Raw genomic sequence first — 22,279 nt, 5'->3', positions numbered from 1 at the left:
CAGGTAAATCAAGTTGAACAAATACTTAAACCTATGAAAATAAAATACACATTAACCCTTATACTATTATCTATTGGCCTATCCAGTTGGGGCCAATCCAGTTTTACCGCTTATTACACCAAAGTAACTAAAGGTGAAAGTTGGGAGGCTGCTTCCAGAACTGGTAAATATGCTGACCTGATCGTTAGGTTGGATGAAAACACCAGGCTAGTATTTTGGCGCGGGAATAGTTACCTCCCTTATTTGGAAACCAACAGCGGTTCCTATGACGTTCCTGAAGTTGTACCTCGCTCCGGTGACGGCACTGGCAGTATGCCAGATAAGGTCAACACATTCTCCCATGTCAGGCTCATTAGTGTGGATGATACCAAGGCCGTTGTGCATTGGCGTTACCTTCCCAACTTTGGGGCTGGAAACCCAAAGACCAACGAAGACCACAGAACCGTAGTGGACGAGCTCTTCACCATACTCCCCAATGGTAGCGTAACACGTACCATCAAACAAGGGGATGCCAGTTATGACAACTGGGAGGACCCCAACAACATCACAACACAGACTTTTGAACTTACTCCTAGCGGCATAGTCAATGTCAACACTACAACAGGAAGCCCGACAGGTTCCCCAGGACCTGTGGCAGGCAATCCAATTATTGGCGCTAATGTGGTCAGTCCATCCGCGTGGTGGAAATTCGATGAGGCACAAAACAATATCATCACTGAAACTATTTCAGGATACAACCATACTCTTGAAGGAAACAAAATGAACTGGAAAACAGGTGTTTCGGGAACCGCCTTGGCACTTGATGGTTATAATAATTATATCACGTTGCCAGTCGGTAATGCTCCAACCATTACCAATCAGCTCACTATTGAAGGTTGGATTGCTTTAGGTGCGCTTCCATGGATTGATCAAGCAATCGTACACAAGGGAAATGCGACCGTCAATGATGAAGTGGCGGATGATTCTTATGGCCTTTATGTGGATGAATTTGGGGATATTTTTGGCAGAATAGTACAAGGTAGTTCAGTCACCTATATTTTTGGAGGTCCTACCTTGCCCTTGCAAAAATGGGTCCACGTTGCCATGGTCATAAATACCACGGCTGGAAGTGCAAAAACCTATATCAATGGAGCTGTGGTAGGAAACGAGACCATCTCCAACACCCCCTTGGCATCAACTTCCGATGCGTTAAGTGTTGGATCGGGAATTGCCGATGCAGGATGGCATTTTACCTTGGACGCCCTTATGGATGAGTTCAAAATCTATAATTCTGCGCTTACGGATGCCCAAATTCAACAAACCTATAACAGCTTTAATCCAGGGAGTACTATCGTAGACAATGTGGATATGGAAACCAGAGTAGTGCCTGAAGGTACAACCTCAGGTAGCTTTGGGGCTCGATATGAAAATTTGAAGTTCTATGATACTTGGGATCAACTTTTCAGGGATGGTCCTTATTCGGATATTGTTGTTGAATATGACAACTCTCCGGTTAAGACCGTATTTTGGAAAGGTGCCAGCTACTCCCCCTATCATTCCAATGGCGCAAAAACAAGATTTAATTCTGAGTTCAATGAAAATTTTGGCGCCAATGATGAATGCTGTTATGAGCCCATGTCGGACAAACAGCATATGTACAGTCATGCTAGGATTGTTGAAAATACACCTGCCAGGGTAGTGGTTCACTGGAGATACCCCCAAATTTTTCCTGATAAGTCCATTAACCATTTTAATGCTGCAAGTGGTTGGGGGGATTGGTCAGATTGGTATATGTACTGTTACCCTGATGGCATTAACGCCTATGAAATGATTTGGTGGGCTACTGACAATACACAAAGAGTGGAATGGGCCGAACCCATGCTCTTACTAGGACCAGGGGAAATGCCTTTGGATATTCTTCCGAATGACCTTAAAAAAGTGGTGACAAATTACACCCAGTCTTCCAAAATAGATTGGGATTGGTCCTTTGACTGGAACACCTTAGATCTTCTTCACAACTCAGGACCCAAACCAGAAGTTCAGACCATTAATATAACCGGCAGTGACTATAAACCCACCATGGTCTACGATACACCAAATTTGGAATTTTTTGGGCCTTATAACGATTTTAATCGCTATAACCACTGGCCTGTGGGTCAGAAACCAACAGCTGGATCCGACGATTATAGTGCAGGTGGATCCCGGACCGGTCATACAGCAATGCTAAAGCCCATTCCAGATGAAGATGGTTATCAAATGGGGAGCATAGCCGGCGGGGGATGGAAAAAGAACATCAGACTTGAAGGAATGTCCAATCGTGATGGTATTTCATTGAGGAGGCTTTACCGATCTTGGCAAAATGCTCCAACCCTAAGTAATACAAATAACGTAACCGGATCTTATTCTTTGGAACAAAGGGCGTACCAACTTACTGCATCCAACGATATTCTATCGTTTACTTTGGATGCCACAAGTGAACGTCCGCTGGATAATCCATGTTTTGTAATTAAAAATTGGTCCGGCAAAAACCCTGTTACAGTGTTGGCAAATGGTACCGTACTTCCCAACTTAAAGCAGGGAACATTTACGGATACCGATGGCACAACTTCCTTGGTAATTTATATCAATATGACTGCCAGTAGTTCCACTAACTTTACTATTAGCATTTCTTCTGATATAGCCAACAACTATAAAATAGAGACCACAGGGGAAAGCTGTTCCGGAAAAAACAATGGAATCATTGCCATTACCAGCCCTCAACCTGGCAATTATATAGCCAAAATAGAGGGCTCTGAACTTAGTTTCTCCTCCGCTCTGGACATCCCTGACCTAGCACCAAAAACCTATACCTTATGTATTGTCAATACAGATGATGCAAATAGTGAGCGCTGCTATGAAGTCATCATTAGTGCCGGGGTGAACTTAACGGGAAAATCAAATGTCAGTTCCAGGTCTTTAAATAAAATGAACATTGATATAAACGAAGGAACCGCGCCATATAATGTAAAGGTCAACAATAAAGCAATCGGTACGTTTCAATCGTCTTCCTTTTCCATAAATGTTTCCGACAATGACCAGGTTGAAGTAACATCCAAAAATACATGTGAGGGGAAACTATCCTTTACGGCCAATCTGTCCAGTGCAATCATGCTGTATCCCAATCCCGTAAAAAATAATTTCTCTATCAGCGTCACAACGCCTGGAGTGGAAAAGGTAGCTGTTGAGGTTTATGATGTTATTGGACAAAAAGTTATGGAGGAAGAATATATGTTGGCCGGCAACCACACAAATATCCCTACAAACAACTTAAAGGAAGGCCTGTACTTTGTGAAAGTAATCACTGGAAAAAACAATAAGGTCTTCAAAGTAATCAAGCAATAATACTTAAACATTAGAATACATGAAACCTATAATAGCACCTCTAATTGCAATACATCTTTTCACCTTTGCTTCTTGCAGTAAAAGTGACAACACCCCAACAGATCCCAATCCAACACCTACCAATTTGGTCGCCGCCACATTGAGTTTTCCAACCAATAATTTGGTCTGTACCAACTACCAATTGGAATTTAAGTGGTCTTTGGCCACTGAAAACTCTGGGGATGACGTACAAAATGTTATTGAAGTTTCCAAAGATGAGAGCTTTGCAACTACCTTGTTTCAAGAAGTGGTATCTGGTACGACCAAATCTTTTACCGTGGAAAAAAACAGTACGTACTATTGGAGAATCACCTCTAAACGTTTGGGGAGCCAAAATACGGTAAGCTCTGAGGTTTGGCAGTTTGAAACAGAACCCGAACCGCCAACCAATAACGTTCCGTATGCCGCTGTTCTGGTTGGTCCTTCGGATGGAGAGACCATTACCGGAAACACGGTAACCCTATCATGGAGCGGTATTGATATTGATAACGACCCTTTAACTTATGATGTGTTTTTTGGCACGACCAATCCACCCACATCTTTGGTTTCCGGGATTACTGAGACCACAAGAAATGTTGACCTCCCAGGTGCGGGCACATACTACTGGCGTATTGTGGTAAAAGATGATAAACAATCTGCCGCCATCGGAAATATATGGAGCTTTATGGTCAATTGATTATTCGAATAAAAAAAGACCTCTTCCGGCAAAAATGTAGCCATAGCGGTCTTTCAATTTTATACGAATGGAACATCAAATTAATGACCCCATAATCAGCTTGTTGTATTGATTTCCTGTTATAACGGTCTCAGATAGATATCCCTTAAATAAACCTTATACCTAGATTCTGGATGGATTTGAAAGCCAATAAATCCAGATTTTTGTATGGAAGCGTCTTCTTCATACCAATCAACGGTTTTTATCCCATTTAACCAATGTTGAATGTGGTTTCCTTGAACACGGATGCGGACATGGTTCCACCCTTTTTTGTTATACAATTGTTTAATAGCTGATTTATCCAGGTCACTTACACTAAGTTGCCTGCCATAGGGATCGTGCAGTTCTCCCCACCAAAGTTCCTTCTCTCCTGCCCATCCCCCAAGATCAAACTCATATCCTAACACTTGTTTTTCGGCATTCCATTTTCCACGATAGTACACTCCTGAATTTCGGTTACCATCCCCTTCAAGCTTGCACCATAAAGTCATCTCAAAATTTTCAAAGGCCTTCTCGGTGATCAGCCAGGATGGGTCCTCTGGATTTCGCTTGGATATGGTTGCGCCGACCAACATGCCATCTTCTACCTTCCACCACTGTTTATCTCCCTTCCATCCAATTATCTCTTTCCCATTAAACAATGAAACTGCAGCTCCATTTTGGTCAGACCTAAGCTCTTGGGCGACACCCATAAAACTGGATACCATCAACACTGCCAAAAAACCTAATAAAATTGAATTTCTTGCTGACTTTCCCATCCGGTTAAATTTTAAGTTGTGCATCTCTATTTTCCAAATTCCGAGAATACTTTCCGGACGTTGGATAGACTAATCTTCATAGCTTCCATAGGAGCCAAGGTATGCGGGGTTTCATCATCCACCGCCTGCTCCAAGACCAATGCAGGTCGTTGTCCGTTTTGAAGTAGTAGATCGGCAATATGACCATAATCAATGTCCCCCTGCCCGAATGTTTCTGCCCATACCCCATCAACGGTTTGTCTCAAGTGAAGCTCCCCAATCCTGTCCACATAGGTCCCAACTAGGTCGTACAGGGTCTGCAGCGAACCTGTGCCTTTGTAGATCCAATCGGCATCTACACAAAGCCCCATATTTTCAGGTTGGGTACCATTTAAGGCATGTAGAAACTCCTTGGCATCGTTTTGCATTTCAATCTCATGATTGTGGAATAACATACGTATCCCCATTTTGCGAAATCCTGCCCCCAAAACATCAAGGGCCTTGGTTTGGATAGTCAATTCGTTATCAGTTTTATGTTCCACGGGACCGTCTTCCTTGGCTTCGGGATTCACCACAATAACATTTACTCCCATTTGCTTTAGCCGTTTTCCAATTTTTAGCAATTTGGCAATATGGCGTTCGGCCATGTCTTCCAAATGCAAGGTTGGACTGGCAAACATGGAAATCGGTTTTAATTGTGCTTTTTGAATTTGGGAAAAGGTCTTCGGAAAACCCTGATGCATTTCCATAAGAACTTCCATGCCATGCAAGGTGTTTGGCGCCAGCTTGTCCAGCGATTTGGCCAAATCCTTGTGCCACTCCTTCCCTTCCCTATCAAAATACGTAAGCCAGGTAAATTCCTGGCAATATACTGGAAGTGTGCTGTCATTTAAATTGTTGGATATCGCATCCCAAGGAGCCATTAGGCCAAAGGCCGACACCATTGTTGCATTCTGGATAAATCTTCTTCTTTCCATGATTATTATGTTGCTTCCAATTGCAGTTTTATACTATTGTACGGTTCGATTATTTCTGTAGAATTGCATCCGCAAAACGCTGGGCCATCTTCTCACTTCCTTGCACATTTGGGTGCCAGGCATCTTCGAGGTCCACAGCTGAAAATCCGGTATTGCAATCGACCAATACGATTGGTGATTGGCTTGTATTCAGCTCGCTGGCCAAATTGGACCATCGTCCATTAATTTGGGCCACCAAATTATTTTGCGTTGGAAATTCGGTGTTCAAAGGAATAATCTGCGCCAAAAGTATTTTTACATTGGAATTCTTGTTTCGAAGCGCTTGAATTATGGTACGCATACTTTGTTCCACATCTTCCAAGGTTGCGGCTTCTTCAAAAATTACCTCAGCATCATTGGTGCCTAAATGCACCAATACCACATCTGGTGCAACAGCCAAATCGTTCATCCAAGCATCAATCTGGTTATTGGCAATATCAATAGCGGAGATTCCGCTTACCGCTTGGTGTTTGTTATTAAATCCTTGCCCTTTATATCCAGGTAATCCATGGTCTTCATCACCGCGGTTCCCAATAAAAACGTGTTGATATTCGGCATCTACCAATTTCTTCCAAAGCGGATATCTATAATATTCCCCTTCTGTAATGGAGTTGCCCAAGGGAAGGATTTTAACCATTGTTGTCGTAGGCCCCAGTTCTTCGGGTTTGACTTCCTTATCCGTGGAACAATTCAGCAACATGAACAAAGACAAAATGTAAACCAACTTTTCCATATAGATTTTCGGTTTTCGCATAATGGTTATTTCGGTCTGGTGCTTCCCTTTCTATTCACATCCCAAAACAGCTTGGATAGCTCCTGGACAATTTCCGGATGCTGATTCATTAGGTTATTGGTTTCCGCTAAATCATCCGCAAGATTATAAAGGGCGGTCGGCACAAAATGTTCTTCCGTAGCCTCTTCTATAGATTCTTCCAAATCGAAAATGAGTTTCCAATCCCCTTTTCGTGTCGCGTACCCCAAATGAATGTAAGAATCGCGAACAGGGCCATTCGATTGCTCACCATATAAAACAGGGGCAAAATCAAAACTGTCCGGCGCATCATCATCGCCCAAAGGCGATTCCAGAACACTTGCCAAGGTGGCGTACAAATCAACCTGACTGATGAGTTCATGGCTTGTTGAGCCAGATCTTATCTTACTGGGCCACTTCACAATAAATGGCACACGGTGTCCCCCTTCCTCGATCCAACCTTTATATCCTTTTAGATTTCCTGCAGATCTATGTCCGTCGAAAGATTCTCGGGGTCCATTGTCACTGGTAAATATGACCATGGTGTTGTCTTCCACGCCCAGTTCTTTGATGGTTTTGGTAATCTGGCCAACGCAATAGTCAGTAAGAACCACCAAATCCCCTCTGGGACCAGCATCGGATTTTCCTTTTACAAATTCCGCGGGTGACCAGGGTATATGAGGCAACGAAAGTGGCAAATACACAAAGAACGGCTTGTCTTGTGCCACCGTTCGCTTCATAAACTGAATGGCTCGATTGGTAAATGTAGTATCCGCTTTTTCATGTTCCCAATCATGTGCAGCAAGCACATCCTTATAATGGGTTTCCTTGGTCTGCCAATTAAAATCCCCTGGGACATTAATGTCCTTTAGTGCTTTTAGGGGCCATCCCTGCAATTTATTCCGATCAATAAAGGCGAATGGTGAATCATCGCTGGTACAACCCGATGTACCAAAGAAATAATCAAATCCTTGATCCATGGGAGTCGAAATCAGGGGTGCTTCAAAATCTACATTGGATTCCTCCGGCTCTGCGTTTGGATCTTTAAATGTCCAATCCATCCCCACGTGCCATTTCCCTATAGCTGCGGTCTTGTAACCGTTATCCTGAAATAAATTCCCCAACGTATTTTCATCTTTTGCTATGATGGGAGCTCCATAACCCTCTTGCAGGTCCACAGTGTTCGTAGACCGCCAACAATAGTTCCCTGTCAAAATACTGTATCTGGAGGGGGTACAATAGGATGCTGGGCTATGAGCATCGGTAAATTTCATCCCCTCCGCGGCCAACTGATCTATATGAGGGGTATTTATCTTTGATTCCGCATAATAGCTACTTACATCCCCGTAGCCCAAATCGTCTGTATAGATAATGATCACATTGGGTTTGTTTGGGGCCAACCCAGATGTTTCCGGAGCCTTTTTGGTCTGACATGAAGCCGTGATCATAAAAACCATTCCCAATGCGACGCTGTAATTCAGTCCTTTAAAATTTCCCATTTAAAAACACATTTAATTAGTTCTACCAAGAATATTCAAATCGGTCTTGTTCGCCCTTTTCTTTGGGCTTCAAGAAAAATCGAAATCAATTCGGAAACAATTTCCGGATGATCTTCGATTACATTATTTTGTTCTGTAAGATCCTCGCTCAAATTATAGAGTTCAAGAGGCTCAATTGCCTCCTTCGAAGCTTTTTCGATATTTTCTGCATCAAAGATGAGCTTCCAATCCCCTAGTCTAACACCAAAACCGTGATGTATGTAGGAAGTCCTTATCGGATCATTCAATTTCTCTCCGAACAGAACGGAGGAGAAGTCCATACTATCAGGGGCGTCTTTTTCTCGTAACGGAGAACCCAGTATGCTGGCCAATGTTGCATACAAATCAACCTGACCTATCAATTCATTACTTTCGGAAGCTTTAGCAATTTTTCCTGGCCATTTTACAATAAACGGCACTCTGTGGCCCCCTTCCGCCAAGGACCCCTTGAAGCCTTTGAACTCTCCAGCTGATCTATGCCCCAATTCCCCTTCTCTTGGTCCATTATCACTGGTAAAGACAATCAATGTATTATCGCTTACACCCAAACGTTCAAGTGTACTGGTGATCTCTCCCACACAATGATCCAGAAGGGCTACCAAGTCTCCCCGAGGCCCTGCACCTGTGGACCCCTTAACGAATTTGGCCGGTTCCCATGGAATATGGGGAAGGGAAAACGGTAGGTATACAAAAAATGGTTTGTTCTTTTTTGTCTGCTCTTCCATAAATCCAATGGCCTTATCTGTAAAAGCAATATCCGTGGTCTCGTGCGAATAGCCTTGACCGGTTAAAATATCATCCCAGACGGAAGTTTCCCCACCGTTATGGGTTACCATTTCATATGTTTTTCTTTCCAAGGGAAGTCCAACAACATTTCTGTTTTCTATATGAAGAAAAGGAGGGTCGTCCGTTGGGCAACCGGAAGTACCAAAAAAATAATCAAATCCTTGGTCAACAGGACTAAACGGAAGTGGAGATTCAAAGTCAACATTTTCTTCATCGTACTCATCTTCAATTTCTAGGTTGGTGTTAAAAACTGACCAATGCATCCCAACATGCCATTTACCACTAGCAGCGGTTTTATAACCATTTTGTTGAAACAGGTTCCCCAAAGTCCTTTCATCTTTTTGTATGATGGGAGTACCGTAACCTCCTTGAAGTCGAAATGTTTTCTTGGACCGCCAGCAATAGTTTCCTGTTAAGATGCTATATCTGGAAGGTGTGCAATAGGACGCCGCACTATGCGCATCCTTAAATTTCATCCCCTCTACAGCTAACTTGTCAATATGGGGTGTTTTGATTTTTGAATCTTTATTATAGCAGCTTACATCACCATAACCCAAGTCGTCCGCATAAATGATGACAACATTGGGCCTGGTTTCCGAAGTGGAGGTTATTTCAAAGGCTTGATTGGATTGTGATTCTTTCTTTTTATCCAATTGGCATTGTACAAAAAAAGTCAATGCAATTATGCCCCCTAGCAGCCTTTTTCCTTGGATTTTGATATGCATCATTTCAATCGTGGTTGTTCCCAATCTTTAGATTGAGCACTTTATTTAAAATCAGGGAAAAGGCACCCATCAGGGCCGCATTCTCACCAAATGTGGATTCCAAAATCTGGATTTCCCTATTCAATTTCCCCATGGCATGTTTCTCCAATTCAACTTTTAGTTTATCCGTCAAAAACTCTTTGGCCCCAGTAAGTCCACCAGACAACACGATGCATTCCGGATTGAACAGTTTAATCATGGTATCAACTCCAATCCCTAGATAGGATACAGCCTTATCGTAAATTTCCAAAGCAATAGGATCGCCCGCCATGGCCGCCTCGGTCACAATCTTCGCATCTACCTCCCCGGCATTGGACTTTACCATTTTTGCCAATAATCCAGTTTTGGTAGCGTCCTTAAGTCTTTCGCTGGCCATTTGGGCAATTCCATAACCCGAGGATAAGGCCTCCAATGTACCGGAAAGTCCTGAACGCCCTTCCGACGCTATATTTTGATCCACGATGATATGCCCCAACTCCCCAGCATAACCGTCCACGCCGGAAAAAGGTTTTCCCTTGGCAATAATTCCTGCCCCAATACCATAACCCAAGTTTACGGTTATAAAGTTTTGGCAGTCCTTGCCAATCCCGTACCATAACTCTCCAAGAGCTGTTAAACGTGAGACGTTATCATAGAAAACCGGCAAATTGGTAAGTTCCTTGAGCGATTCCCTAACATTGACATTTTTCCATTTAAAAACTGGGGAATATTCCACTATCCCCGAGTTTTTATTGACCAATCCAGCAACCGCAAGTCCCACGCCCAATACATCTTTTCCTTTGGCGAGTTCACGGGACGTTAAACTATCTATGAGCCCGCCAATCTGCTCCATGACCTTATCAAAACCTTTATGTATCTTGGTAGGAATTTCCCGCTCCATGATAAATTCACCGTCCAAATTGGAAAGAACACCTCGTATAAAAGTGGTTCCCAAATCGATACCTACTACATAGTTCTCCTTGGAATTAAACTGCAGGATCTTTGGTCTTCTACCGCCGCTTGATTCTCCTTTTCCAATAATGGAAACCAGTTTTTCCTTGTTGATCAGATCATCGGAAATCCTGGTAACGGTCGGTGCGCTTAGCCCAGTTCGTTTAACAATTTCCGCCCTACTTATTTTCCCTTCATTCCTGATAAGATGTAGGATCCTGATTTTGTTTAATCTATTGATATATATGGAATTACCGACCGGTAATTTTTTATCACTCATATGCTACAGTTTTATTTACTCTTGAAACCTGAATCAAAAGCTTGGTCAAAAACCCTTTTCCCAATTCAGTTACTAACAGCAAGTGAGGTTGTATTTCATGGGGTTTTGAACGTGCGACAATATTTAATAAGAGGCTTTTACCAGCTCAATCATTTCAGCTTTAGTGGCCACTTTTGGATTGGATTCGTAATCGGGCAATACCATACATTGTTCTGCCAAAGCTTCAATTTCAGCTTCCGGCACGTTTACATCGCTCAATTTTTTATAGAGCCCGATCTTTTTCAAAAACTTGATTACTGCACTTTCGGCATGTTTTGAAGCCTCTTCCATACTTAGTCCTTTAAGCTCTGGGTCAAAAAGTTGGGCCATCCGTCCATACTGTTCAGGAGCAGCATCAGCAGTAAACCGAGTACAGGCAGGATAAACGATTGCCAAGGATTCCCCATGGGCCACATGCGGATACATTCCCCCAATGGCCATTCCCATTCCGTGCGGCAAGGTCACCCCAGCACTGGCAATACATAAACCCGCCAAGGTATCCGCCCAAGCCATTTTTTCTCGATACGCCACATTTTTAGGCTCGTCCAACACCTTTGGTAAAAATTCAGCAACATACTCAATGGCCTCCCAAGCCAGCAAGTCCACATAGGCCCCGCGGTTGGGATGGATTGCACTTTCAAAGGCATGACAGAACACATCAAAACCAGTGGTTGCAGTCACAAATCTGGGCAAAGTGGTCATCAACTCCGGATCCACGATGCAAGCATCAGGGAAAATCAATGGATGGTACAAAGCGCTTTTGTCCCTTTCCTCGGTGTTGGTGATTACGGAAACCTGGGTTACCTGTGAGCCTGTACCCGAGGTACTGCTAATGCTCACAATGGGTAGTGTTTTTTCCGTGGGCGGTTTTTTATAGAACAGATAATCCCAGGCACTCCCTTCGTGTGAAGCCTCTACCGCTATGGCTTTGGCCGCATCCATACTGGATCCCCCGCCAAGACCCAAAATTACATCCGCCCTGTGTTCAATGGCCATTTTGGCCCCTTCGGCACTAACTTCCGTAGTTGGGTTGGGAATGACCTGATCATAATGGGCCACCGAAATCCCCGCATCTTCTAGAAGCTGTTTTACCTTATTGTACATGGGCAAAGTAGCCTCCACCGCAGGGGTAGTAACCACAAGACATCTTGTTCCATATTTCTTGACAACCTCACCAACTTCGTTCACTTTTCCTGAACCAAATATGATTTCCGTAGGTTGATGGTATGTAAATGATTTCATCATAAATTGAATGATTTGAATGTGTTTATTGTATTGTTATAAATCGATGATCACTTTGAGCGTTTCATCTCCTTGTTTGTCAATGTATTTATAGGCTTCCAAATAGGATTCGAAGGGGAAATTTTTCGTAATCAAGGGTGCGGTACTTATTTCACCACTTTCAATGTATTTTACCGCTTCCTCATAGTCGGAATGTTTGTACATCAAGGTTCCTATGAGCGATAGCTCCCTATCTCCTAATATGGAGACATCCACCCTAGGTTTGTCCCCATACACGGCAACAGCAACCACATCGCCTCCTTTGTTGATGTTTTGGATAAGTTGATCTAAGGCGATTTCCACCCCTGCACATTCAAATCCCACATCAAAACCGTCGGAACCAAATGCACGATCAACGCCCTTGGCCAAGCTTTCCGTTTTGGGATTGCTGACATGTTCAATTCCGCAATCCTTGGCCTTGTCCAACCTATAGTCACTTAAATCCGTGATCAAGACATTGGCACCTCTGATCTGTGCAAACTGCGCCACTAAATTTCCAATAGGTCCAGCACCGGTCACAACCACATTTTTTCCTTTTAAATCCCTGGCTTTTAGCGTGCAATGGGCTGCAACGGCGGTAGGTTCCACCAAGGCTCCCATTTCAAAGGACATACCATCTGCCAGTTTGATCAAACGATCTTCTGGAAGGATAAAAAAGTCCTGGGCGACCCCTGGGGCTTGAAAACCTTCCACTTTCAGCACATCACAGATATTGTAATCCCCCCTTAAGCACGGGCCACAAACACCGCAGACCAATTGAGGTCTAGCAGTGACCTTATCCCCTTTTTTGACCTTGTTGACCTTGGCCCCCACTTGAACCACCTCACCACTATATTCATGTCCTTGGATCACAGGGTAGGGCGTAAATGGATGCTTTCCATGATACACGTGAATATCACTCCCGCATACCCCAATTTTCTTCACTTCGATCAAAACTTCCGTATCATTGGACAATACAGGCTTTTCCACTTCATGTATATCTATCGCGCCAGGTTTTGGCATCACCGCTTGTCTCATTATTTCTTTTTTATAGTTAGTAAGTTACTTTTATGTTCTTATTTCAACACCTAATGTTCTATCCTATTCAAAAATGGCGTAGAGTATAATTATGACCAATAAAAGCAGACCGGCTAGAACCCTAACATCTTTCCAACTTTCCACTTTTCCGCTAATAACCTCCCGTGGGTTCCTGAAGGTCGTTTCGGCTATTTGGGCTTCATCTGGTTTCGGTGTGATCCAGCTCAGCACCACAAACAAAATACAGCACAGACAGAACATCCACCATGTACGCATCAAGAATGCCACTCCCAAACCGTCCGTGATGTATCTATAGCCACTTACTGGAGCGAAATCCAATAAGAACAAAACCACCCCCAAAACAAAACCGATCAACAGTGTATAAAATGCAGCATCCCTGCTCCCTCTTCGGTAAAAGGCCCCTAAAAGAAACACTGCTGAAATTGGTGGAGCCAAGGCACCTGCCATATCATTTATCGCTTGAAATATGCTTCCAAACTTGCCTCCTTGGGTAGACCATAAAATAGCAACAAGCATGACCACCACGGCGGTGATCCTACCAATGCGCACTTGTTTTTTATCCGAAACCTCGGGATTGATCCGTTTAACAATATCCAAAGCCACCAGCGAAGAACAGCTATTAAGTGCTGCCGCAATGGTGCTCATCAAAGCTGCCAATAAGGCCGCAGCAAAAACTCCTTTAAGCCCTACCGGCAGCAAACGGTCAATCAGTACCGGGAGCGTTTCTATAGGGGCAGCAATATGGTCTTTGAACAGCACATAGGCCAGTGCCCCTGGCAATACCAGAATAAAAGCCGGAAGTATCTTTAGAAGACCGGCGAACAATGGACCGTATTGCGCGTCGTTCTGGGTTTTGGCCCCCAAGACCCTTTGCACTATGGTCTGATCAGTACACCAATACCAAATCCCCAAGACGGGATACCCCAAGAAAAATGCATACCATGAATATCCCTTGGTTCGTGCAATTTCTGTGTCAGGAGTATGCAACATTTCCAATTGTCCCGGTTTCATTGCCGCCTTAAGCTCCTCAAAACTTGAAATACCGGTATCCCCTACCGCATAAATTGCTAAAACTGTCAAAATTATGGACCCCAGCAACAAAATAATCGTTTGAATATTCTCCGTCACCACCACCGCTTTCAGTCCCCCTGCCACGGTATAAATTGCCGTTATGGCCGAAATGACAATGATGGAAACATACATGTTTACCCCATAAAACTTTTCAAAAACACTTGCCCCAGCATACAAGCTCATTCCGATATGAATGAACAAGGCCCCAATAATGGCCATAAAAGCCAACAAGGTTCGTGATCTGGAATCGAAACGTCTCTCTAGAAATTCCGGTAACGTGGAAATCTTGGTCTTAAAATAAAAGGGGGCAAAGACCAATCCTAGCAGAATCAAGGTAAATGCGGCCATCCATTCATAATTCCCGGCAACCAGCCCGATATCAAATCCGTCTGCTGCCAGACCCGTTAAGTGAATGGTTGAAATATTGGAAGCAAACAAAGCCGCCCCAATGGTGGCCCAGCCCAGTCCCCGGCCTGCCAAAAAGTAGCCTTCCCCCGTCATTTTCATTTTTCGGGTCGCGAAAAGCCCCACCAAAACGATTCCAACTAAATAGGCTACGATTATTGCCGAATCCAAAAAAGAAATTTCCATGTATTTTATTTGGTTTAGTATTTCTTAATTCACAAGTAAGATCCAGATAATTGGTTAAACATTCCCAATTAACACCCAAGAAAACAGCATAAGCTTGTTCTTGTGAATAAATATAGTTAAAATTATATTCTTTCTAAATTATCAAAAGTATTAATCTTTAATATCTCAAAGCCCTAAAAACAAGACTTTGCAGAACTTCCAATTTAGAAAACTTGGCGATTTTCACAAAATCAACCCTACAAATATAACTTTTTTACATACCTTTACAATGTTTTTGGAAAAATAATGGGAAATGAAGGTGTTATTGCACCTCATCCCTTTGATCAAACGGATAAAACTTCGTACAACCATACTTAAATTTAAACTCTGGAGACCAACCGGTCGCCCGCTTGTCAATGCTATCTAAATCCATGGAAAAAATAAAAGTTATCTGTTTTGGTGAGGTTCTGTTTGACAAATTTCCGAACGCAACCAAAATAGGGGGTGCTCCCTTAAATGTAGGACTGCGCATGCAGTCCTTGGGATGCAACATCAATTTTATAAGTGCTGTAGGGAACGATCAGGATGGATCAAGGGCTTTGAAATTTCTTCAAGATCTAGGGCTTTCCACCAAACACTTTCAAATCACCAATAATTACCCCACCGGGGAGGCCATAGTAACTTTGGACGAACAGCAAAATGCCACCTACGAGATCCGATATCCCGTTGCATGGGACAACATTGCCTTAGACGAAAATGCCATACGAGCAACCTCAAAAGCTGATGTTTTCATTTACGGAACGCTTGCCGCTAGGGATTTGACCTCGAGAAGTACGTTAATGGCTTTGCTCACCTATGCCAAATATCGGGTTTTGGACCTAAATTTAAGGCCCCCACATTATCATAACGGCACTTTGCACAGCTTTATGGAAAAGGCCAATTTCATTAAAATGAGTGAAGAGGAATTTCATATTGTTTCCGTCATATATGATTTTCAAACAAGCTCTGCCGAGGATGCCATTATTGAAATCTGCAAACAAACCAATACCCAAAGTATGTGTGTTACCAAAGGATCAAAGGGCGCGCTTTTATATCATGAAAATGCATTTTATTATAACCCAGGATATCCTGTGGCTGTGGTAGACACTGTGGGCGCCGGTGATTCCTTTCTAGCGGGTTTGATCACCAAACTGATCACAGAAAACAATCCTCAAGAGGCCTTGGATTTTGCCTGCGCCGTAGGAGCTTTAGTCGCACAAAGTTCAGGCTCCAACCCCATTCTAAAACCGAAAGCCATCCATCAACTTATGACAACCTAAACCATACATCCAGTACTAAACAAAATCGAATTCAAAATGAAAAATCACATCCCGAAAGTTCTTATTTTAATCATTGTAATAATTATGTCTTCCTGCAGTACAACTTCCAAAGTCAATGCCAAATCAGAGGTAAAAAGAGTAGGCATGGTTATCAAGCTCAAGCCTGAATTTATTGACGAATACAAGGCCCTTCATGCCGATTCGAATCCTGGAGTGAGAGACCTGCTTACCAAATATGGAATTCGGAACTTTTCCATCTTTTTACATGAATTGGAACCTGGGGAATTTTACGAATTTGGTTATTATGAATATGTGGGTGAAGATTTTGAGGGAGACATGGAAAAAATGGCTCATGAAAAAAGGACCATTGAATGGTTAAAAGTTTGCGACCCCATGCAAATACCCTTGGAAGGTGCCACCAGTTGGACTACTATGGAACAGGTTTACTTCAATCAATAACGGTAGAACTAAACCGAACAAAAACCACCTTATCAGAGGCAGGTAAACAGAAATGGTTGGGCATTTTTCATACTAGTTTGACCAAATCACAAGATTAAATTAAGTTCCATTCCAAAACTTGTGTAATTCATCCAGGAGGACCAAGCAGGACTTCTCACTCTCTTAGGCTTTCATTTTTATTTAAATACCGTTAAAAAGTATCTAGATTGTTTATATTAGCGAAAGTTAAATTCGGAATAACTTATGAACAGGCTTTCACTGGGGAAGGATGCTTCTTATATCAACAAGCTTAACAAAATTGAGATCCTCAAAATAATCAGGGATACCGAATTGGTATCAAGGGCAGAAATTGTAAAACTTACCAAACTTAGTGCCCCTACGGTTACCCGAATAGTTGACGATTTGGTGGAAAGTGGTCTTGCCGTAGTCGTTGGTGAAGGAGACTCCACTGGAGGAAGACCTCCTAAAATGCTAAAATTTGACGGTAGCGAAGAGTATGTGATTGGCATTGACCTTGGATCGACCAGCATACGTGGAGCCATATCAAATCTTAAAGGAAATATCATCATTGAGGTGGAAACACCCACCGATCTCAGCGGAGGAGTTGAAAAAATATGCAATCAAATTGCACAATTGGTCGATAAACTAAAGAAGCGATCCAATCTGGATGTTTCCAAAATTTTGGGAATGGGCCTTGCCGTTGCCGGACTTATCGATTTTAAAAGTGGCATTATTGAATACTCACCAGTATTCAATTGGAAAAAGGTGGATCTTAAGGCTGAATTAGGTAAACATTTGGATCTCCCCATTTTTTACGACAACGTTTCACGAGTTACTGCTTTTGGGGAACTGCTTCATGGCGAAGGCAAAAAATATGACAATTTCATCTTTGTCAACGCAGGTTACGGAATTGGCTCTGGGGTTATTATTGATGGCAAACCGCTTTATGGCAATAAGGGGTTTTCTGGAGAATTGGGCCATATCATTGTGGATACCGAAAGTAATTTTGTGGGCAAGGATGGACTTCGGGGAAGTTTGGAATCCTTGTCTTCCGGATATGGAATCGCTGAAATTGCCAAGGCAAAAGTAGCCAATCATCCAAAAAGCAGCATCTTGTCCAAAGTCAATGGAAAAAAGGAAGATATTACGGCTAAAATTGTGGTTGATTGCGCCAAAGAGGAAGATTCCCTGGCCGTGGAAATCTTCGATACCGCCATGGCACATTTGGGAATTGGTTTGGACATGCTTATCAAAATGTTTGATCCCCAAGCTATTGTTATCACTGGAGGTCTCACCAAAAATGGCGATATCTTTTTTGAAAAAATCAAAGAGCAAATTGCAAAAAACCGTTTCCAACAGTTGGAGCAAGAAGTGCATATTCTGCCCTCCTCTTTTGGTGACGATGCCTCATTACTCGGTGCGCTTTCCATAATTCTGCACCGTATTTTCCAGTTTGACCTATAATCAAAATGCTATTCGAAGTTGATCCGCAGCGATAGGTTAGGGGTCAATCCTTGAGACAATTGCTCTATCAATGTAACTTGTTGTTCATCTGTAACCGGATCATCGTCCACGCGGTATGAAACGAACAATGGTACTTGCCTATCATATATATTCAATACAGATAAGCCAATGGCTCCCTTGGTTTTGGAAGATGATGAAAAATTAAATCCATAACGGAGAGATGCATCCAGCCTATGATAACTTGGCAATCGAAGGCTGTTGATAGCGCCAAATCCAATCTCATTCTCATCATCTAGACCAGTTGAAGGTGTATAAGGAGTGCCAGATCTGATGGTCCATCCCAAGGCGAATTCCCAATTGTCCTTTTCAAAAATGTTTGATATGCTAAAATTGGAGGGCACATCATTATTGCCTGGAAATGAGCCATCCTGAAGCTCCTCAAATGTATATTCCACATCATTAAAAGTATATCCCAAAACCAGACTGTAATTCTTGAATTTTCTTTGGAGGAACATATCAATTCCCATAATGGTGCTCTCCCCTTCCGAATAATCTTCAACCAAATTGGTAAAACCATTGGTAAAGGAGGTCAAGCCGTCGAGCTGCTTACGATAACCATCCAATTCAAAAGTCCAACCCCCATTGTTCAACAGCAATCCCGCAGAGAACTGTGTGCTTTTGAGCAATGGAAAATCCTCCCCGTTGGAAACGGTCCATACTTTATTTTCCAAACGGGTTTGACTATCCTCAAACTCAATGAGCTGACTTATGGGTTGATACCGATTTTCAAACGTGATCTTAAATCTCAGGTTCTGATCAAAAATGGGTAGTTCCAAATTTAACCGAGGCTCCCAAAAAATACCATCCAAAATTGAATATTTGGAAACACGCATTCCGGCATTGAAAATCGCCTTGGAATCTGGTTTATATTGATATTCCAAATAAGCTGCATGGGTAGAAAACTCACCGTTGCGTTCCGTTGCGCTATTTTCGGGAATTTCATTATCATCGTTGCTTTCTGTTCGTGTAAACTGAAAGGAAGCAGTGGTATTTGACCATTGAAATCCACTATTAAGCCAATGATGTCCGCTAAGTCCGAAGGCCAGATCCAATCCAAGTCCATAGTCTTCCACGGTGTTGGACCTAAAACTTTCTTCTTCCAAAACCGCTTCTTCGGAAATTTCGTTTTTATAACTGCTATCCAAAGAGGAATAATAGGCAGATAGGGAGTGGTTGAACCATTTCGTTCTGGTACCTTCCCAAGAAAACCCCACCCCTTGATTTTCAATAATCAACCTATCTGATACCAAATCTTCATCCGATTGAACTACAAAATCAAGGTCATTTTTGGTGATAATTCCACTTACGGAAATCGTATCCTGTTTCCCTGGTTGAAAAAGAAGTTTAGCATGACTATCATAGAAGAAAAAATCATCCTTTATAGCTCTGTCCTCTGATTGCTCAAAGATGCCGCCTGCCGCATCCGTCACTAAAGTTTCATTCTGAAAAACTTTATTGGAAAGCACGTTGAACGTAGGGGTTTGGAATATGTTGGAATACGAATGCCTACCGGAAACCAACAACCCTACATGTTTGCCCAATGGTGTTTTTAAAAATGCATCCCCATGGGTTCCGTTAATGCCCAGACCCCCTGTAGTTTTTTGTGGTACCGCCCTATCCGAATATATGTCGATCACTCCCGAGACCCGATCGCCATACTTTGGGCTTGCCCCTCCCTTGTATATTCTAGCACCTTCAATGAGATAGGGGTTTATAGCAGAGATCAAATCAAAAAAATGGCCTGTATTGTACATTTTAATATTGTCCACAATAACCAAATTCTGGTCTGGGGAACCACCTCTAATTTGGATTCCCGCCGCTGATTCATCCAAGCTGGTGATACCGGGCAGGTTTTGTATATTCTGGAAAACATCTGGCTCAACCAATCCAGCAGATACCCCTAATCGATTGTTGGTCAAACTGAATGACCCATCACTGTTTTTGTCCAGCCCCTTGGTCAAATAGCTGGTTACCACTACCTCGTTCAAGGTTTCCAAACCAGGCTCCAAAAACAAAATGGGGCAATCCGATAGGGAAACATCCCCAACCACAATAACCAAATCCCTATACCCCAAATGAGCCAACCTAATTTCAGAGCCTATGGTAACCGCTTTAAACTCAAAATAACCATTGCTATTACTAATACTTCCTCGCGCATTGCCGTTTATGGCCACAGTGACTCCTACCAAAGGTTTCCCAGTGGGACGTTCGTGGATATACCCGCAGAGATCCATGGTCAAGGTTGGCAAGGTTATAATGATATCGGTTGCTGAGACTTTTTCAAAAACAAGACCTGATTCCGTGGCCAGCAACGCCAAAATTTGGTCTGTGTACAAATTTTCAAAGCGAAGTGAAACCGTTTTATCTGCAATTACATCTTCGGAATAGGAAAAATAAAGGTCACTTTTGCTTTCCAAATCCTTGATGATTTCCTTGAGGGGCACTGCTGAATAATCCGCTGAGATTTTGTCCTGGGCAAGACCCCAATAGCAGCTGCTAAAAAAAAGAAATAAAATAAAGGGAAGGTTGCGCATACGGGACCTTATTGTCCTAAAATTACCACTTTTTTATCTGGATCGAGTTGATATGGGATACCCATGGGAACCAATACCGTTTGCAAAGCAATGTCAACATTTTCGTGGGTAAAACTGCCTGTAAATCTTTGCGAAATATCTGCACCATTGACTTCAAATCTTATTCCGAATTGGGCTTCCATCTCAACCAATACCTCGCCTAGCGAAATACTGTTGAAAACACTTCTTCCCTGCATCCAGTCCGGACTATCCTTGCTAAAAGTTCCTTCTTCAAATTGGTCTCCCTCCAATCTAACCCGCATTCCTTTGGTCAAATACGATTCGTGCTGACCGTCTCTCGATTTGAACCTTACCTTTCCTTCAAAACAAGCTACCTCCATCGCAGTTCCCCTATCCTTTACATTAAACTCTGTTCCAAGTACTCCCACTATCCCAGAATTGGCCTGGACCGTGAATCCGTCTCCTTTTTGGATTTTAAAGTAAGCTTCCCCCTCAAGGGCAACTTCCTTGGAGGAATTCCATAAAAATCTTTTTCTGCTCAGACTACTGTTCGAATTCAATTGTACCTGGGACCCGTCCGGTAGTTCCACTACAAGTGTTTCGCCAGGTGCCGTACTATATTCAACCTCGACAAACAATACACCAAATAGCAATGCAATTACCGCTGCGGCGGCTCCTACATAACCCCACCATTTTAGCGATACTACTTTGGGTGATTTTGGCTTGGGATGGACCTTTGCACCCCTGTGTTGTATAATTTTTGCCCTAAGGGCTTCTTTGTCAAATGCAGGTTTCTGGAATCTTTCCATTCCCTGAATGATACGACGGTGCTCCTCAAACTCCGGATGTTGTTCCAGCGATGATAGCTCTTCCGGTGATAGTTCACCGGCCATCCATTTTGCCCATATGGTTTCTTTATCCGCCATGATTTACATTCTCATCTATGGAACCGCTCAAACGCCATTTACCCAACCCCGTTATATTTCTTTAATTATGGCCCTCAATTTTAACAGGGCCTTTTGCATTCTTTTTTCAATTGCCGTTTCTGAAACACCCAGCATTTGAGCCATTTCCTTATAGGTTTTTTTATCGATACGGTTCAGAAGGAATACTTCACGTTGTCCATCCGGTAATGCGTCTATGGCAGACTGCAGCTTTTTCATGAATTCATCTTCTTCCAAAAGAAATTCCGGGGATTCGTGATCTGCCGTCTTGTGGGGTTTGGAATTCGCATAGTCCAACACCACCTTTTTATGGGCCACTTGGTTGTAAAATTTATTCTTGGCCACTGTGAACAGAAAAGCCTTTGCTTTTTCGAACAGCACTTTGGCACAATGCTGCCATAATTTGATAAAGGCTTCTTGGGTCAAATCCTCGGCCTGATCCAAATCCTTGCATTGATAATACAGATAGTTGCGAAGGGACTCTGAATATCTTTCGAATATAGTGTTATAAACTTTTTCGTCGCAAACAGACTGTTCAGGGGTGTTCATGAAGAGGAAAATTTCCCTGGGGTTGGGTAAAGTTC

General features: G+C 42.8%; 17 protein-coding genes. 5 read left to right on the top strand and 12 right to left on the bottom strand.

The window, feature by feature from the left end; all coding sequences use genetic code 11:
* The first annotated feature begins 33 nt into the window (after positions 1-33).
* Positions 34-3,360, top strand: a complete 3,327-nt coding sequence (locus ACOOE0_RS07935) for a LamG-like jellyroll fold domain-containing protein (protein ID WP_420401934.1) — start codon at positions 34-36, stop codon at positions 3,358-3,360.
* Positions 3,361-3,379: 19 nt separating this feature from the next.
* Positions 3,380-4,075 carry a hypothetical protein gene (locus ACOOE0_RS07930; protein ID WP_420401933.1) on the top strand — a complete coding sequence of 232 codons (696 nt, stop codon included), beginning with the start codon at positions 3,380-3,382 and terminating at the stop codon, positions 4,073-4,075.
* A 119-nt stretch (positions 4,076-4,194) separates the two neighbouring features.
* Here ACOOE0_RS07930 and ACOOE0_RS07925 read toward each other — a convergent pair whose 3' ends face one another.
* The 9 genes from ACOOE0_RS07925 to ACOOE0_RS07885 all read right to left on the bottom strand — a co-directional run bounded on the left by ACOOE0_RS07925 (position 4,195) and on the right by ACOOE0_RS07885 (position 14,936).
* A complete protein-coding gene (locus ACOOE0_RS07925) occupies positions 4,195-4,872 on the bottom strand; it encodes a 3-keto-disaccharide hydrolase (RefSeq protein ID WP_420401932.1) in 678 nt (225 codons plus the stop codon).
* A 26-nt stretch (positions 4,873-4,898) separates the two neighbouring features.
* Positions 4,899-5,828: a sugar phosphate isomerase/epimerase family protein gene (locus ACOOE0_RS07920; protein WP_420401931.1), complete on the bottom strand. Its 930-nt coding sequence runs from the start codon at positions 5,826-5,828 to the stop codon at positions 4,899-4,901.
* A gap of 49 nt (positions 5,829-5,877) precedes the next feature.
* Positions 5,878-6,600 (bottom strand): GDSL-type esterase/lipase family protein, encoded by a 723-nt coding sequence (locus ACOOE0_RS07915; protein ID WP_420401930.1) that lies wholly within the window; start codon positions 6,598-6,600, stop codon positions 5,878-5,880.
* 26 nt (positions 6,601-6,626) lie between these two features.
* Positions 6,627-8,117: a sulfatase family protein gene (locus tag ACOOE0_RS07910; RefSeq protein WP_420401929.1), complete on the bottom strand. Its 1,491-nt coding sequence runs from the start codon at positions 8,115-8,117 to the stop codon at positions 6,627-6,629.
* Between the two features lie 35 nt (positions 8,118-8,152).
* Positions 8,153-9,670, bottom strand: coding sequence for a sulfatase family protein (locus tag ACOOE0_RS07905; RefSeq protein ID WP_420401928.1), 1,518 nt, complete (start codon positions 9,668-9,670; stop codon positions 8,153-8,155).
* 1 nt (position 9,671) lies between these two features.
* Positions 9,672-10,916: an ROK family transcriptional regulator gene (locus tag ACOOE0_RS07900; protein WP_420401927.1), complete on the bottom strand. Its 1,245-nt coding sequence runs from the start codon at positions 10,914-10,916 to the stop codon at positions 9,672-9,674.
* Positions 10,917-11,039: 123 nt separating this feature from the next.
* Positions 11,040-12,200 carry an iron-containing alcohol dehydrogenase gene (locus ACOOE0_RS07895; protein WP_420401926.1) on the bottom strand — a complete coding sequence of 387 codons (1,161 nt, stop codon included), beginning with the start codon at positions 12,198-12,200 and terminating at the stop codon, positions 11,040-11,042.
* 33 nt (positions 12,201-12,233) lie between these two features.
* Positions 12,234-13,253, bottom strand: coding sequence for a zinc-dependent alcohol dehydrogenase (locus ACOOE0_RS07890; protein ID WP_420401925.1), 1,020 nt, complete (start codon positions 13,251-13,253; stop codon positions 12,234-12,236).
* 63 nt (positions 13,254-13,316) lie between these two features.
* Entirely contained in the window at positions 13,317-14,936 is a 1,620-nt protein-coding gene (locus tag ACOOE0_RS07885; RefSeq protein WP_420401924.1) for a sodium:solute symporter, read from the bottom strand.
* Positions 14,937-15,346: 410 nt separating this feature from the next.
* Between ACOOE0_RS07885 and ACOOE0_RS07880 the strand changes: the two genes are divergently transcribed.
* From ACOOE0_RS07880 to ACOOE0_RS07870, 3 genes are all read left to right on the top strand, one after another.
* On the top strand, positions 15,347-16,234 hold the full coding sequence (locus ACOOE0_RS07880) for a carbohydrate kinase family protein (protein WP_420401923.1): 888 nt from the start codon (positions 15,347-15,349) through the stop codon (positions 16,232-16,234).
* Positions 16,235-16,270: 36 nt separating this feature from the next.
* Positions 16,271-16,693, top strand: coding sequence for an L-rhamnose mutarotase (locus ACOOE0_RS07875; protein ID WP_420401922.1), 423 nt, complete (start codon positions 16,271-16,273; stop codon positions 16,691-16,693).
* 243 nt (positions 16,694-16,936) lie between these two features.
* Positions 16,937-18,157 (top strand): ROK family transcriptional regulator, encoded by a 1,221-nt coding sequence (locus tag ACOOE0_RS07870; protein ID WP_420401921.1) that lies wholly within the window; start codon positions 16,937-16,939, stop codon positions 18,155-18,157.
* Positions 18,158-18,165: 8 nt separating this feature from the next.
* Here the strand turns inward: ACOOE0_RS07870 and ACOOE0_RS07865 are convergent, their stop codons facing one another.
* From ACOOE0_RS07865 to ACOOE0_RS07855, 3 genes are read right to left on the bottom strand one after another with little or no spacing between them, the layout of a single operon-like run.
* The gene (locus ACOOE0_RS07865) at positions 18,166-20,751 is read right to left on the bottom strand and encodes a TonB-dependent receptor (protein WP_420401920.1); all 2,586 of its coding nucleotides are present in this window, start codon (positions 20,749-20,751) and stop codon (positions 18,166-18,168) included.
* 8 nt (positions 20,752-20,759) lie between these two features.
* On the bottom strand, positions 20,760-21,677 hold the full coding sequence (locus ACOOE0_RS07860; protein WP_420401919.1) for a FecR domain-containing protein: 918 nt from the start codon (positions 21,675-21,677) through the stop codon (positions 20,760-20,762).
* Positions 21,678-21,728: 51 nt separating this feature from the next.
* On the bottom strand, positions 21,729-22,244 hold the full coding sequence (locus tag ACOOE0_RS07855) for an RNA polymerase sigma factor (protein WP_299382881.1): 516 nt from the start codon (positions 22,242-22,244) through the stop codon (positions 21,729-21,731).
* Between the last annotated feature and the right edge of the window lie 35 nt (positions 22,245-22,279).

This window comes from Flagellimonas sp., from assembly GCF_965215805.1.
Lineage (GTDB): Bacteria > Bacteroidota > Bacteroidia > Flavobacteriales > Flavobacteriaceae > Flagellimonas.
This window is presented reverse-complemented; position numbering and strand designations above follow the sequence as displayed.